This is a genomic window from Brevibacillus sp. MS2.2 (assembly GCF_013284345.1).
Lineage (GTDB): Bacteria > Bacillota > Bacilli > Brevibacillales > Brevibacillaceae > Brevibacillus > Brevibacillus brevis_C.
The window spans coordinates 203,791-219,017 of the sequence record NZ_JABSUZ010000005.1 but is presented as its reverse complement, the minus strand read 5'-3'; the positions used below and the strand labels follow the sequence as shown (position 1 = coordinate 219,017).

Below are 15,227 nucleotides of genomic sequence, written 5' to 3'. Positions count from 1 at the left end.
GAATGAAAGTTGCCGTTATTGGGACCGGCTACGTAGGTTTGACGACTGCAGTTTCCCTAGCCATGAACGGTCATCAGGTGACGGGTATTGACCTCGTTGCATCCAAAGTAGAAAAACTGCGCCAAGGGATCTCGCCGATTTACGAGCCGGGCTTAGAAGAGGCATTGAAAAAAGTATTGGATGCTGGCGCACTTGCTTTTTATACAAATTTGATAGAGGCGAAGGACGCAGAGGTTTTTTTCATTTGTGTGGGGACACCTGAAGCAGCAGACGGCACAGCCGATTTAACGTATTTACTCGGGGCTGTTTCTGACATTCACAAGGTCCATTTGCTCGCACCGCAAGAACGCATCGTGGTAATCAAGAGTACCGTACCAGTCGGAACTGGCGAAAAAGTAGCGGGGATGCTGGCTGGCTGCCAAGGAGTATCTGTTGCATCCAACCCGGAGTTTTTACGGGAAGGGAGTGCATTATTGGACGCATTGGAGCCTTCGCGAATCGTCATTGGTGTAGACAATTCTCAGGCAGCCGCTCGCATGGAGGAACTGTACAACGGCGTGAAGGCACCGCGCGTCATCACCACCAGGGCTAATGCGGAGCTGATCAAATACGCTTCGAATGCATTTTTGGCAACCCGGATCTCCTTCATGAATGAGCTAGCACGGTTAAGTACTGCGCTCGGGACGGATATCGTGACGATCTCGCGAGGAATGGGACTGGACAGCCGAATCGGTCCGCAATTTTTACGGGCAGGAGTAGGCTACGGCGGCTCCTGCTTTCCGAAGGATACGATTGCGTTATTGCAGCTCGCAGCAGAGCGCAATATTCACTTAAGTATTTTGGATAAAGTGCGAGAGGTGAATGCTACACAGCCTGGTTGGTTTTTGGAGCAGTTGTGCTTGCAGCTCCCTGATCTGACAGGCAAACAAATTGCTATTCTGGGGCTGACGTTTAAACCGGATACGGATGACATCCGCGAAGCGCCATCGCTCAAATTGATTGAAATACTCCTGCAAAAAGGTGCCATCGTGAAGGCGTTCGATCCGATTGGAGCACCCGGTGTCAGCAAGCAGTTTCCACAGATCACGTACACGCAATCCGCGGCAGAAGCATGCGAGGGAGCACACGCCGCATTATTGGTTACAGAATGGGAACCGTGTGTTCGTCTGAATTGGAAACAGGTTTATCAAAGCATGGCACAGCCGCTCTTGCTAGACGGACGAAATGCCTGGCCGAACCAGGAGGTAAAGGAAGCAGGTTTTCATTATATTGGAGTAGGGAGAAGCTGACTTTCCATTTCGGGAAGCTCGGCTTTTTTTCTGTGGAAAACGTGAAAGCGCCTGATTGATTTGAACCTGTAGGCATAATACGATAGGATACACATATGGATGATTTGACCATTTCATCTTACATGAATAACGAGGGAGTGATCACGGTGAATAAAAGCAAAACACTGCCGAAACGCAGTGACGTCCCCGCTGAATACAAATGGCGTCTTGAGGACATGTATCCCACTGATAATGATTGGGAAGCGGACGTACAAAAAGTAAAACAGCTCACAGAAAAAATCGCAGCAATGAAAGGCTCTCTGGCTACTTCCGGTAAACAGTTGCTGGCCGTGTTGACTCTGCAAGATGAATTATTGAAGACGCTTGATCAAGTGTACGTCTACGCACGTATGCGTCGAGACGAAGACAATGCGAACAGCAAGTATCAAGGGCTGACTGACAGGGCGACCAGCCTTAGTACGCAGGTATACGGTTCCATTTCGTACATACAGCCAGAGATTTTGGCGATTGCCACGGAAGATTTGCAAACGTGGATCAAAGAAGTAGAAGGACTTGAGCACTACCGCATTTTATTAGAAGAGATTACTCGCTTCAAGCCACATACGCTATCCGCAGAGGAAGAAGCATTGCTGGCAAATATGAGCGAGCTTGCATCTTCTCCATCCAAAATTTTTGGGATGCTCAACAACGCGGACATGAAATTTCCGATGATCACGGATGAAAACGGCGAGGAAGTCGAGCTGACCAAGGGACGCTACACGCAGTTCATGGAAAGCAAAGACCGACGCGTGCGCAAAGATGCATTCGAGGCGCTGTACAGTACGTATGGCAAGTTCCGCAATACGATCGCAGCCTCGTTGACATCTGCCATCAAAGGGGATGTTTTCTACGCACGGACGAGAAAATATCCGTCTGCCCTGTACGCTGCCTTGTTTGCCGATAATGTGGAGCTCCCTGTTTACGATAACCTGATTGCAACGATCCATGAGCATCTGCCGCTCATGCACCGATACATTGCCTTGCGCAAAAAATTATTGGGCGTAGATGAATTGCACATGTACGATTTGTACGTGCCGATCGTACCTGAGACGGACATGAAAATCCCGTATGATCAGGCTGTTTCAACGATTAAAGAAGCTCTTCATCCACTGGGTGAGGAGTACGGTCGCATTTTGGATGAGGGCTTTTCCAACGGTTGGATTGATGTGCATGAAAACGAAGGGAAGACAAGTGGAGCCTATTCATGGGGCGCCTATACGTCACATCCGTTTGTACTCATGAACTATCAGGACAATGTCAACAACATGTTTACGCTAGCGCATGAGATGGGGCATGCTTTGCATAGCTACTATTCCAATCACGCACAGCCTTACACGTATGCCGATTACAAGATTTTCGTAGCAGAAGTGGCTTCTACACTGAACGAAGCACTACTGATGAATCATTTGCTCGAGACGACGACTGACAAGAAACAACGCATGTACTTGATTAATCATTACCTGGAACAGTTCCGTGGAACGGTATTCCGTCAAACGATGTTTGCTGAGTTTGAGAAAATTGTGCACGCAAAAGAAGAGCAGGGAGAGCCGCTGACAGCCGAATCTCTCAGTACGATTTACCGTGAGCTCAATGTTTCCTATCACGGACCGGACATGGTTGTAGACAGCGAGGTAGATTTGGAATGGGCACGAATCCCTCATTTCTATCGCGGCTTCTATGTGTATAAGTACGCGACTGGCTTCTCGGCCGCGACGTCTCTTTCCAAGCAGATTGTGGAGGAAGGCCAGCCAGCCGTAGATCGTTATTTGCAGTTCCTCAAGGGCGGCAGTTCAGATTATCCGCTTAATCTGCTCAAGGGCGCAGGCGTAGACATGACGTCGCCAACACCGATTGCAGAAGCATTGAGTGTCTTCAAGGAATTGCTCGAGGAACTGGAACAACTGATTGAACAATAACAGGGCTCAAATTCAAAAGGCAGTTCAAGTCTATGACTTGGCTGCTTTTTTTGTAAATTTTTCCTCAAGATCGTCCAAAAAAAGGTAACTTTCCCAGTTTTCTTGCGTATCTATTTATGCACTGTTAGGTACTGTTCTCCGTCTCGGGGCGGATATGAATTTCCACCCGCTGACTGTTTTGCAGCAGAGGTAAAAACTGGCACAATTACGCCATGAGGAATGATTGTGAAAATTTGGAGGAATTCTTGTGAAAAAACGGGCATCAATTATTCTGGCATCGGTAATGTTGGTCACTGCTGGTTGTTCAGCACCAGCACCAGAGGCACCGCAGCAGACAGAGGCAAAGGCGAAGGTAGTAGAAGTAGTGAAGGTTCAAAAAGCAACAAAGCCAGTGATGCTCGCAGTCACAGGGATGGTAGAAGCCAAGCGGGACGCGGTGTTATCGTTTGGTACAGGCGGAACGATCTCCGCGATCTCTGCGACCAAAGGAGCAAAAATCGCGCAAGGTCAGTTATTGGCCACATTGGATACCCGTTACCATCAAAAAGAAATTGCAGCGGCACAGGGGCAAGTAGAGGAAGCAGCAGCGCGGAAAATCAAGACGTTAAAGGGCGCGACAGCAGAAGCACTTGAGCAGAAGCGTCTGCAGGTAAAAAGCGCGCAAGACAGTCTGGATAAAGCAAAGCAGGATCTCGCAACAAGTGAGAAGCTATTAGCTGGTGGAGCCATTTCGCAAAACGAAATAAATGCGAGTAAACGGGCTGTTACACAAGCAGAGATTACACTGCGTGACGCTCAGCTGTCTCTGAATGAACTGCAAAAAGGAGCGGAACCAGAAGATGTCATGGTCGCCAACGCATCGATTAAAGCTGCTGCCGGCGGTGTAGACCGTGCGAAGAAGAGCTTGGATGATGCGAAAATTCAGGCGCCATTCGCAGGAACAGTCGTGGATGTGAAATTGCAAATTGGAGAGCAGGTGTCTCCCGGTCAGGAAATCATTCGCCTCGTCGACCTGTCTGAAGTGAAGATAACCTTGGATGTTTCCAATGATTTGATCAGTCAGTTCCATGAAAAAACGAAGGTGCAGGCGCTATCTGACGATGGAAAGAAAAGTGAAGGAACGATTGCCTTTATATCTCCAGTTGTGAACAAGGATACAGGTAAATACCGCGTCGAAATCACGATTCCGAATGCAGATGGTTACTGGCGTGGTGGAATGGCCGCAACAATTGAGGTGCCTCGCCAAGTAAATGGCTTCCTCGTACCGCTGGAAAGTGTCGGCGTGAGTCAAACAGACCATTACGTAATGGCAGTAGAGAATGGACTTACTGTAAGAAAACCAGTGAAGACCGGTCAATTGGTCGGAGACTCCATCGAAATCGTATCTGGAGTGAAAGAAGGCGACCAACTCCTGCGCAGTGGAATTACATTCTACGTCGAAGGGCAAAAAGTAGAGGCGAAGGGAGAATAGTTACATGAACAAGGTGATTCTCTTTTTGCTGAAAAGACAGCTAATCGTCTACTTGTTTACATTTTTACTCGTGATTGCAGGTTTGGGGTCCTTATTCAGCTTTAATATCGAACTCGTTCCAAAAACGAACTTTCCTGATATTTACGTAAGAATTTCCGGTGGTGCACTGCCACCAGAAGAGATGGAAGAAAAAGTAACGAAGAAAGTAGAGCAAGAACTAAAATCGATTAATGATATTAAAAAATACTCTTCTTCAACAAGTGCAGGTTCTGTCAGAATCAATATTTCAGCAAATGAAGGTAAAGGCGAGCAGGTTAAGCAAGATGTACAAAATGCCGTCAACCGTCTCCGAAACGGTTTTCCGAAAGCTGTTGACTCTGTAGATATCTCCCAGAGCAATATGGGTAGCGATCAAATGATTGATTTTGCCGTCGTGGGAGCAGAGCCGAAGACCATGCTGAGTTTGGCAAAAACTTCAATCAAGGACCGCATTGAAGAAGTCGAGGGAGTCAAGGAAGTAATCGTAGAAGAGAAAAGCTTCGAGAATAAAATTACCATATCTTTTTTGCCACAGCGATTGAATGCCTATCAAACAACGCCAGCGGCTATCATTTCACAGCTTCAGGATACAAACTGGAAGCAAGGGATTGGTACACTGGAGAACACGGGATTTGATACAGTTGTCATGATTGACAATACTTATCAGACTCCACAGGAAATAGAGGCACTGCCAATTGATACACCGAGAGGAACCGTTTCTCTGAATCAACTGGCACAAATTGAAGATTTGCGTGGAAAAGTGAAAGACTTCGTCGCTCTGACAAACGGTTCCGTGTTTATTCAACTCAGCGTGACGCGGGCAGACGGCTATGACTTGATCACAACACAAAAGAACGTAGAAGAAGTCGTTCGCAAAATGAACACAGAAGCAAACGGTAAATACAACATCAAAGTCATGTTCGAAGGAGCTTCCTTTGTTGAGCACGCCGTGAGCAACCTCAGCCGGGATGTCATGATTGGTGGGGCGCTTGCGATCATCATCTTGTTCGTCTTCCTACGCAACTGGAGGGTCACACTCGTTATCGCTACTACATTGCCGCTCTCTGCGTTCATGACGTTCATCGCGATGAAACTCGCAGGCTACAACATTGATATGATCAGTTTGCTGTCCTTGAGCTTGTCAGTCGGCTTGATCGTCGATGCCGCTATCGTCGTATTGGAAAGTATCTATCACTACCGGGAAAAGGGCGAAGAGCTGAAGCAGGCTATTATTAAAGGAACGAGAGAAGTTTTGACACCTGTGTTCACCTCCCAGCTCACGATCATCATCGTCTTTTTGCCACTTGTCTTCGCGGATTTTGAAGATTGGTTGAAACCGGTTTTGGCTACAATCGCCTTTACGGTATCCGCTGCCATTATTGCATCGACGATCGCTGCTTACTTCTTCGTTCCCGTGTTTTCCAATCGCTTCTTGCAGAAGGATAAGCACGTTTCGCTAGAAGGAGAAGGCAAGGAACACTTTATCATTCGCGTATTCAGCGGCATTTTACATGTAGCGATTAGACATCGGATAAAAACGGTTTTACTCGCAGTAGCATTGCTGGTTGGTGCCGTTTTCCTCACACCTTTTATGAAAATGGGTCAAGGGATTAACCCGAATGAAAATATCGTCTTTGTCAATATGAAAATGCCAATCGGAGCTACGTTGGAAACAGCTCAAAAAGCAGCCGTCACCGCGGAAACATCGCTGCGGGAGATCCCGGAAATCAAGGATGTATTCTTCTTTACTTCAAAGGAAGAAGCAACATTGTTCATTTCCTTAATTCCGAAGACGGACAGAACACGTGATAAGGACGCTTTGAACGAGGATATTAACAAGCGCCTGAATGAGACCCCAGGAATCGAATCTGTCTCCATGTCTTTCGGACAACAAGGCGGAAGCGGCCCGATCCAACTGGATGTTTACGGGGATAACATGGAAGTCATGCGGAAGATCGCAACCGATCTGGAAACGATGCTTGGCACGATCAACGGGCTCACCAACATTCGTAACGATTTTAAAGAAGGAAAAGAAAAAGTTACGTTGCTGCCAAAACAAGAAGCGCTTACCAGACTGAATGTCGATCATCGTTCGCTTTTGCAACAACTGAGCGTGTTAATCGGCAACCAACCAATTACGTCCATCACACAAGATGGAATCGAAGTCGACATCGTTGCCAAGATGCCGGACAACTGGCTGAAGCACCCGGATCAGCTCAAAACGATTATGGTTACATCGAAAGACGGGGCAGCAGTGCCTTTGGCAGATCTGGTGGAAATGGAGTACAGTAAGTCTCCGATCACGATTGAGCGGAAAGAAGGCGAACGCATCGTTACGGTTTCTGCCGAGATGCTGGGAAGTGATTTAGGGGCAGTAGGCCGTGAGCTAAATGAGAAATTGCCAACCGTACCTGTACCAGCAGGGTATAATGTCGAAATCGCTGGTAAGCTAAAAGAGCAAAGCACGAATATGAGCCAGGGGATATTCGTATTCCTGGGGGTTCTGGCTCTGATTTACGTCATCATGGTTGCCCAGTTCGGACGGATGTCCCAACCGTTTATCATCATGCTGACGATTCCAATGGCCTTGGTCGGTGTTGTGCTTGGATTCGTCCTTACGCAGCGGACATTCGGTGAAATGGCGATGATCGGGATCATCATGCTTGTCGGTATCGTCGTATCCAATGCGATCCTCTTGATCGACAGGATCAACCTGCTGCGCAAACGTGGAATGGAAACCGCAGAGGCGATTATCCAAGGAACGAAGGAACGTATTCGTCCCGTTATCATGACGAAGCTGACGGCGATTCTCGGGATGCTGCCGATGGGTCTTGCCATGGCGGAAGGCTCTGATTTGGAAGCACCACTCGCAACAGCCGTTATCTCCGGCTTGATTTTCCACACGATTGTAACACTGGTGCTCGTACCAGTCCTGTATTCCCTGTTTGAAGGGGCGAAGGCAGGAAGACTGGCACGAAAAGCTGCTCGCCAAGCGAAGCGCGAAGCGAAACGAGCAGCAAAACAAAACAAAGATAAGAACGTACCTCCGACAGAGGTATAGTGATTCGCAAGAGAAGGGGAGTATGTGCTGCACCCCTTCTCTTTTTCTTTTCCTTCGTCTGAAAGTTCTGTAGAATAAAGAGATCAAGATACATACATGAGTGGACCATGAAAGGAGCATGCACATGGATCTATTTTTGCAAGGAAAAACGGCTCTAGTACTCGCCTCATCAAAAGGATTGGGGAAGGCAACAGCGCAGTGCCTCGCCCAAGAAGGAGCGAATGTTACGATATGCGGTAGAGATGAAGCTGCTCTGGAAATCGTTCGTGCAGAGATCGAACAAGCTACTGGAAAATCACCTCTTGCCGTAACCGTGGATGTGACGAAGGAAGAAGATATCAAGCGGGTTGTCGAAGCAACGGTCAAGCATTTTGGCAGCGTCGATATTTTAATCAACAATTCTGGTGGACCTGCAACAGGCAGATTCGATCAGCTCACCGACGAACAGTGGATGCAAGCCTTCCAGCTAAATTTGCTCAGCTATGTACGTGCCATTCGTGCTGTTTTACCGCATATGCGAGCGAACCAATTTGGAAGAATCATCAATTTCGCTTCCTCGTCCTTTAAACAGCCAATTGAGAATTTGCTTCTGTCCAATACGTTTCGTACTGGGGTATTGGGCTTATCCAAGACGCTTTCTTCAGAACTAGGACCGGATGGGATTCTGATAAACACCATTGGGCCAGGCAGAATTGCGACGGATCGGGTGGCACAACTGGATGGACTTACCGCAGAGGCGAAGAGTATCAGTGCTGATGAAGTTAGGGAAAATTGGGAGAAGCAAATCCCATTGGGCAGATACGGCCAGCCTGACGAGTTTGCTCGCATGGTGACGTTCTTGGCTTCGCCAGCCAACAGCTACGTGACAGGTCAATCCTTCCTCGTCGATGGTGGGTTGATTCGAGCGATCTAATAAAAGAGAGGGGAATTCCTTTGAGTAAAGAGAGCTCATTTGATATCGTATCCAAGGTAGAGTTGTCCGAAGTGAACAATGCGATTCAGACCGCATTAAAAGAAATAGAAAATCGCTTTGACTTCAAAGGGAGCAAGAGCAGCATCTCTTTGGAAAAGGAAGAGCTCGTCCTCGTCTCCGATGATGACTTCAAGCTTAGTCAGGTAAAAGATATTTTGCTTGGCAAGCTCGTCAAACGGGATGTCCCGATCAAAAACCTTGACTACGGAAAGGTCGAACCAGCAGCGGGCGGTACAGTCCGTCAGCGTGTAAAGCTAGTGCAGGGGATCGACAAAGACAATGCGAAAAAGATCAACAGCATCATCAAAGATACAGGACTCAAAGTGAAAACACAGATTCAAGACGATCAAATTCGCGTGACGGGAAAAAGTAAAGATGAATTACAGCAAATCATCAACGCAATTCGCAAGGCTGATCTGCCTTTGGAAGTACAATTTATTAACTACCGCTAATTACTAGAAAAGTTTTTGCTTCTAACTCTCTTCACTCTCGCATATGCATGTACAAATAAGTGACAAGCACTTGCGAAAGGGAGAGTAGAGACATGAAGGTCTTTATTATCAGTATGCGCAATCTCATTTTGGGCGGAATTGTGTTCCTTGTAGCACTGGTGGCGGGCATCGTACTTCTGGTCAAAGACCCTCTGAGCGTCTCGGACTCCTACCGACCGTCAGACCCGATTACTTCTGTTACAGCGACGGCACCCATGAACCAGCCAGCAGGGTCAGAAAAGCCAGCGCTGAATATGGAGGTCAAAATGGATGGGACGACGGCAGAAGTATCCTTGCTTACAGAGAACTTCACGTTTGTTCAGGACAATGGAGAATTGGCCGAGGCACCAGTCTTTGGTGAGGGACACGCACATTTATACCTGAATGGCGAACCAAAAGGGATGATTTACCAACCAGAGTTTTTACTGAAAAAGTTGCCTAAGGGAGAGCATGAAATTCGGGTAGAGCTCAATTACAGCAACCACCTGCCATACAAGGTAGAGGCTACGAAAAAAATCGTCGTGAAGTAAAACAGATGGCGTTCCACAACAGGGACGCTTTCTTTTTCGTCAAAAGAAAGGGGCGTTCTTGATATGGAAAAATCGTCATCATTGAGGGAAGAATTATTAGCCGGAGGAAACGTAACGAACGTTTACCGTTCTGGCAATACAGTCAGAAGGGAAGTAAAGCCAGGGAGCAAGAACATTCATGGATTATTGAAGCACTTGGAAAGAAAAGGATATCCGTATGCGCCGAAATTTTTAGGCATGGATGAAAAGGGGAGAGAAATCCTGTCCTTTATAGAGGGAGAGGCAGGTCATTACCCTTGGAAGGAATATATGAAGTCAGACGAAGCGTTACAAGTAATTGCGAAAATGCTTCGGCTTTATCATGACGCTGTGAGTGATTTTCCTTTCGATGATCTGTGGCTTTCGTTCGTTCACACGCCTGGTCCGCGTGAAGTCATCTGTCATAACGACTTTGCTATGTACAATATCATTTTCCATCAACAAAAACCGATAGGCATTATCGATTTTGATTTAGCGGCTCCGGGTCCAAAACTTTGGGATATCGCCTATACGCTCTATACCTGCGTGCCTTTGAGCAGATTTTCTTTAACGGAATCCGGAGAAAAAATCCATTACCAACCATTGGTGCATGCCAACCAGCGAAAACAGCGAGTGGCCATGTTCTTTGAGTCGTACGGGATGGAAAGGAAGGAAGGTACACTAGAAATGGTCTTGCTTCGTTTAGAAGAACAATGCAAAACCATTGCCAAAAAAGCCAGTGAAGGCGATGCTGCTTTTCAAAAGATGGCCGAAGAAGGACATATTCTTCACTATCAAGAAGACATCGCATTTATCAAGGAACACATGAACGAATGGTTATAGAACGATAACGGAAAAGAAGGGATTGTGGCGTAAAAGAAGAATCCTACAGAATAGTCTGAATGTTTTGGGGGTGCTTATATGATTCATATGACCACAATCGGCAACATGTTAGACGACACAGCGAGTAAGTATCAGGAAAAGGAAGCGCTGGTTTATCACGAACGAGGGCTTCGCTATACGTTTGGAGAATTTCAAGCGATATGCAATCAGGCAGCGCGGGGATTTATGTCCTTGGGCATTCAAAAAGGGGAAAATATCGCGATTTGGGCAAAGAATGTACCAGAATGGGTGATTTCGCAATTTGCTACAGCGAAAATGGGTGGTGTACTGGTAACGGTCAATACGAGCTACCGGGTACATGAACTGGAATATTTGCTGCGTCAATCCGAATCGACGACGCTTCTCTTAATGGATTCCTATCGCGATGCGAATTATCTTGCCATGATTCAAGAGATTTGCCCGGAGTTACAGACATGTGAACCTGGAGCGCTACAATCCAAAAGGCTTCCGCATTTAAAAAATGTGATTTATCTAGGGAATGAGCGACAACCCGGAATGTTTTTGTGGAGTGATTTGCTCGAACGTGCAGCATGGGTCACAGAAGAAGAGCGGATCGCGCGCCAGGCGACGCTCTCACCTGATGATGTCATCAATATGCAGTACACATCCGGCACGACCGGTTTTCCAAAGGGAGTCATGCTGTCGCATGTCAATATTGTCAATAATGCCATCAAGGTAGCAGAATGTCAGCGGCTCGGGTTTGAGGATAAGGTGTGTATTCCTGTGCCGTTTTTCCACTGTTTTGGCTGTGTGATGGGGACCTTGGCATGTGTGGTGACAGGTGCGACGATGGTTCCTGTCATCGCCTTTGATCCCGGTGTCGTACTTGCGGTTGTGGAGGCCGAACGCTGCACAGCACTGTATGGTGTACCCACGATGTTTATTGCCGAATTGAACCATCCGACGTTTGCCGAGCGTGATCTGAGCTCGCTGCGAACAGGCATCATGGCTGGTTCTTTATGCCCGATTGAGGTCATGAAGAAGGTCGTCGATCAAATGGGAATCCGTGACATCACAATTGCGTACGGACAAACTGAAGCTTCTCCTGTCATCACACAGACCGTACCAGAGGATTCTCTCGAGCGAAAAGTATCCACTGTCGGTCGTTTGCATGCAGAGGTAGAAGCAAAAATCATCGATCCGGCGACAGGTGACATTTTGCCGTCAGGTGCACAAGGCGAGCTGTGCACCCGAGGATACTTGGTCATGAAAGGCTATTACAACATGCCAGAGGAGACAGTAAAAGCAATCGATCACGAAGGCTGGCTACATACCGGAGACTTGGCAACCGTCGATGAAGAAGGCTACTATCGGATTACTGGCAGGCTGAAAGACATGATCATTCGCGGAGGGGAAAATATTTATCCTCGTGAAGTGGAAGAATTCCTCTATACACATCCAAAAGTGTTGGACGTCCAGATTGTAGGTGTACCTGATGCCAAATACGGAGAGCAGGTTTTGGCGTGTATTCGGGTAAAACCTCACGAAACGTTGACGGAGGAAGAGGTACGGGACTATTGTGAAGGGAAGATCGCTCATTACAAAATCCCCCGCTACATACAGTTTGTAGACGAATATCCGATGACCGCTTCCGGTAAAATTCAAAAGTTCAAGCTGCGAGAGCAAGCGTTGCAGCTATTTGGGCAAAGCAACCCAAACCAGACGGGAACGGCATAGGATAGGTTCAAGCGCTAGGGAGATGCTCCTGGCGCTTTTTTTAGATAGTTCTTTACTTTCAAGTAACTCTTGACTAAGATTAGTGAAAATCAAAAATAAGAGAGGTGCAGCCTAGGATGGAAGTTAGATTTTTGGGACCAGACGATGCAGAAGAGTTGGTAAAGATTAGACTGGAAGGGCTGCAAACAGACCCAGACGCTTTTGGCTCTACCTATGAAGAGGCAATTCAGGTATCGATGGAAGAGTGGCTGCAAAGACTTTCTCAAGGGGAGTCAGGTGATAGCGGCTATTTTGGTGCATTTGTGGAAGGACAGTTGGCTGGGATCATTGGTTTTTTCCGCCACAAAGGGCTGAAAGCAAAACACAAAGCCTCTGTCGTCTCTATGTACGTACGTGAAGCGTATCGCGGGACAGGTGTCGCACAAGCGCTCATGCAGGCAGAACTTGCCTACTTAAAGGAGCGGGGAGATATCGATACGATACAGCTCGCGGTCGTCACGACCAATCCGGCTGCCATTCGTCTCTATGAAAAAATGGGCTTTATTCCATACGGTTTAGAGAAGCGTGCACTGAAAATCGGCGATCAATATTTTGATGAGAGCCACATGTATATTCTTTTATAAGACAAACATGAAAAAGCGAAGGCACTCAATCGTGGATGCCTTCGCTTTTTCTATGCGCTACGCTACGGATGGAAATTAACGACTTGCTTCGTATGCAGAAATCTTATCTTCATACTGCAACGTAATTCCAATATCGTCGAGACCATTCAGTAGGCAATAACGACGATAGGAGTCTACCTCGAACGGGTAGGAGAGACCTTCACTGTCACGAACGACTTGTTCTTGCAGATCGATGGTCAACTGGTAGTTCGGCTTGTTTTGAGCACGATTGAACAGTTCATCGACTTGCTCTTCACTCAACTTGATCGGCAGGATGCCGTTTTTGAAGCAGTTGTTGTAAAAAATGTCCGCAAAGGATGGAGCAATCACACAGCGAAAGCCATAATCCAGGAGTGCCCATGGAGCATGCTCACGAGAGGAGCCACAGCCAAAATTGTTGCGGGCAAGAAGGACAGTAGACTCCTTGTACGCAGGCGTATTCAGAATGAACGTATCGATTGGCGTACCATCGACAGTAAAGCGCCATTCGTAGAACAGGAATTGACCAAAACCGCTGCGCTCAATGCGCTTCAAGAACTGCTTAGGGATAATTGCGTCCGTATCTACGTTTACACGATCGAGTGGGGCTACCACTCCGGTGTGGATGACAAATGGATTCATTGGAATACCTCCTTGCTAGCGTTCTCGCTTTTCCATTCACGTACATCGACGAAGTGACCTGCGATAGCTGCTGCTGCTGCCATTTCCGGACTGACCAGATGAGTCCTTCCGCCGCGTCCTTGACGTCCTTCGAAGTTCCGGTTGGAGGTAGAAGCACAACGCTCACCCTCGGACAGGATATCCGGGTTCATCGCCAAACACATGGAGCAACCAGATTCGCGCCAGTCAAAACCAGCTTCTTGGAAGATGAGGTGCAAGCCTTCTTGCTCAGCGAGCTGCTTAACTGCTTGAGAGCCAGGAACGACCATTGCGTGTACGGAAGGGGAGACCTTGCGTCCTTTGGCCACTTCGGCTGCTTTGCGCAGGTCCTCGATCCGACCGTTTGTACAGGAGCCGATAAAGACGCGATCGATTTTGATTTCGCTCATAGGGGTGCCAGGTGCAAGGTCCATGTACGCCAGAGCATCTTGTGCCGCTTTTCGCTGTGCGGTTGTCTCGAATGACTCAGGGTTTGGAACGGTGCTCGTAATGTTCGTACCCATACCAGGGCTCGTTCCCCACGTCACTTGCGGTGCGATCTCGGCTGCCTCGATTTCTACACAAGCATCAAACGCTGCGCCTTCGTCTGTGCACAGCTTTTTCCAAGCCTCGACAGCTGCCAGGAAATCTTCCCCTTGCGGAACGTAGCGCTTGCCTTTCAAGTAGTCAAAAGTAGTCTGGTCAGGAGCGATTAAGCCAGCACGAGCGCCACCTTCAATCGTCATGTTGCATACCGTCATGCGTTCTTCCATGGTCAGGTTGCGGATCGCAGCACCTGTGTATTCTACGACGTAGCCAGTTGCAAAGTCAGTTCCGTATTTTGCGATAATCGCCAAAATTAAGTCTTTTGCACTGACACCGAATGGCAGGTCGCCGTTTACGCGTACTTCCATCGTTTTTGGTTTGGATTGCTGCAAGCATTGTGTTGCGAGTACATGCTCCACCTCACTGGTACCAATACCGAAGGCGAGGGCACCAAATGCTCCGTGAGTGGAGGTGTGGCTATCACCGCAGACAATTGTTTTGCCTGGATGTGTGAGTCCGAGCTCAGGACCAATGACGTGGACGATCCCTTGATCCGGGCTGTTCAGATCTGCGAGTGTAATCCCGAACTCCTCACAGTTCGCCGTCAAGGTTTCCATTTGTTGACGAGAAATCGGATCCTTGACATTAAAACGGTCAGCAGTCGGTACGTTGTGGTCCATGGTTGCGAAGGTAAGCTCTGGACGGCGTACCTGGCGGCCAGCCAAGCGGAGTCCTTCAAAGGCTTGCGGCGAAGTCACCTCGTGAACCAGGTGCAGGTCGATATACAAAAGGCTCGGCTTGCCTGCCTCTTCGTGAATAACGTGATTGTCCCAAATCTTTTCAAACATCGTACGGGCTGTCATTATGTTTCCTCCTTCGTTCAAAAACTCTTAACAAGGTTGTAACATGGCAAAGAGAATAGTTCAAAGATATAATAATTATAAGAAGGATAGTTTTTGCCTATCGGGAGGTC

12 protein-coding genes are annotated in these 15,227 nt (G+C 47.7%); 10 read left to right on the top strand and 2 right to left on the bottom strand.

The features are described from left to right. The first annotated feature begins 2 nt into the window (after positions 1 to 2). From HP568_RS06690 to HP568_RS06645, 10 genes are all read left to right on the top strand, one after another. Positions 3 to 1,289: a UDP-glucose dehydrogenase family protein gene (locus HP568_RS06690; RefSeq protein WP_173628686.1), complete on the top strand. Its 1,287-nt coding sequence runs from the start codon at positions 3 to 5 to the stop codon at positions 1,287 to 1,289. A 95-nt stretch (positions 1,290 to 1,384) separates the two neighbouring features. Beyond that, on the top strand, positions 1,385 to 3,244 hold the full coding sequence (gene pepF, locus HP568_RS06685) for an oligoendopeptidase F (RefSeq protein WP_048032685.1): 1,860 nt from the start codon (positions 1,385 to 1,387) through the stop codon (positions 3,242 to 3,244). A 247-nt stretch (positions 3,245 to 3,491) separates the two neighbouring features. Then, a complete protein-coding gene (locus HP568_RS06680; RefSeq protein WP_048032686.1) occupies positions 3,492 to 4,715 on the top strand; it encodes an efflux RND transporter periplasmic adaptor subunit in 1,224 nt (407 codons plus the stop codon). 4 nt (positions 4,716 to 4,719) lie between these two features. Next, the gene (locus tag HP568_RS06675; protein WP_048032687.1) at positions 4,720 to 7,815 is read left to right on the top strand and encodes an efflux RND transporter permease subunit; all 3,096 of its coding nucleotides are present in this window, start codon (positions 4,720 to 4,722) and stop codon (positions 7,813 to 7,815) included. Between the two features lie 124 nt (positions 7,816 to 7,939). After that, the gene (locus HP568_RS06670) at positions 7,940 to 8,728 is read left to right on the top strand and encodes an SDR family oxidoreductase (protein WP_048032688.1); all 789 of its coding nucleotides are present in this window, start codon (positions 7,940 to 7,942) and stop codon (positions 8,726 to 8,728) included. A gap of 20 nt (positions 8,729 to 8,748) precedes the next feature. After that, complete coding sequence (locus HP568_RS06665) at positions 8,749 to 9,240, top strand: YajQ family cyclic di-GMP-binding protein (protein ID WP_048032689.1); 492 nt, start codon at positions 8,749 to 8,751, stop codon at positions 9,238 to 9,240. A gap of 92 nt (positions 9,241 to 9,332) precedes the next feature. Next, positions 9,333 to 9,809 carry a hypothetical protein gene (locus HP568_RS06660; protein ID WP_173628685.1) on the top strand — a complete coding sequence of 159 codons (477 nt, stop codon included), beginning with the start codon at positions 9,333 to 9,335 and terminating at the stop codon, positions 9,807 to 9,809. Positions 9,810 to 9,872: 63 nt separating this feature from the next. Next, positions 9,873 to 10,670 (top strand): phosphotransferase, encoded by a 798-nt coding sequence (locus tag HP568_RS06655; protein ID WP_173628684.1) that lies wholly within the window; start codon positions 9,873 to 9,875, stop codon positions 10,668 to 10,670. A 78-nt stretch (positions 10,671 to 10,748) separates the two neighbouring features. Continuing rightward, positions 10,749 to 12,407 (top strand): AMP-binding protein, encoded by a 1,659-nt coding sequence (locus HP568_RS06650; RefSeq protein WP_173628683.1) that lies wholly within the window; start codon positions 10,749 to 10,751, stop codon positions 12,405 to 12,407. 116 nt (positions 12,408 to 12,523) lie between these two features. Beyond that, positions 12,524 to 13,030: a GNAT family N-acetyltransferase gene (locus HP568_RS06645; protein ID WP_048032693.1), complete on the top strand. Its 507-nt coding sequence runs from the start codon at positions 12,524 to 12,526 to the stop codon at positions 13,028 to 13,030. Positions 13,031 to 13,105: 75 nt separating this feature from the next. On the opposite strand, the gene leuD is transcribed toward HP568_RS06645, so the two are convergent. After that, on the bottom strand, positions 13,106 to 13,690 hold the full coding sequence (leuD, locus tag HP568_RS06640) for a 3-isopropylmalate dehydratase small subunit (protein ID WP_048032694.1): 585 nt from the start codon (positions 13,688 to 13,690) through the stop codon (positions 13,106 to 13,108). Beyond that, positions 13,687 to 15,117, bottom strand: coding sequence for a 3-isopropylmalate dehydratase large subunit (leuC, locus tag HP568_RS06635; protein WP_173628682.1), 1,431 nt, complete (start codon positions 15,115 to 15,117; stop codon positions 13,687 to 13,689). Before leuC ends, leuD begins: the two co-directional genes overlap by 4 nt. Positions 15,118 to 15,227: the final 110 nt, after the last annotated feature.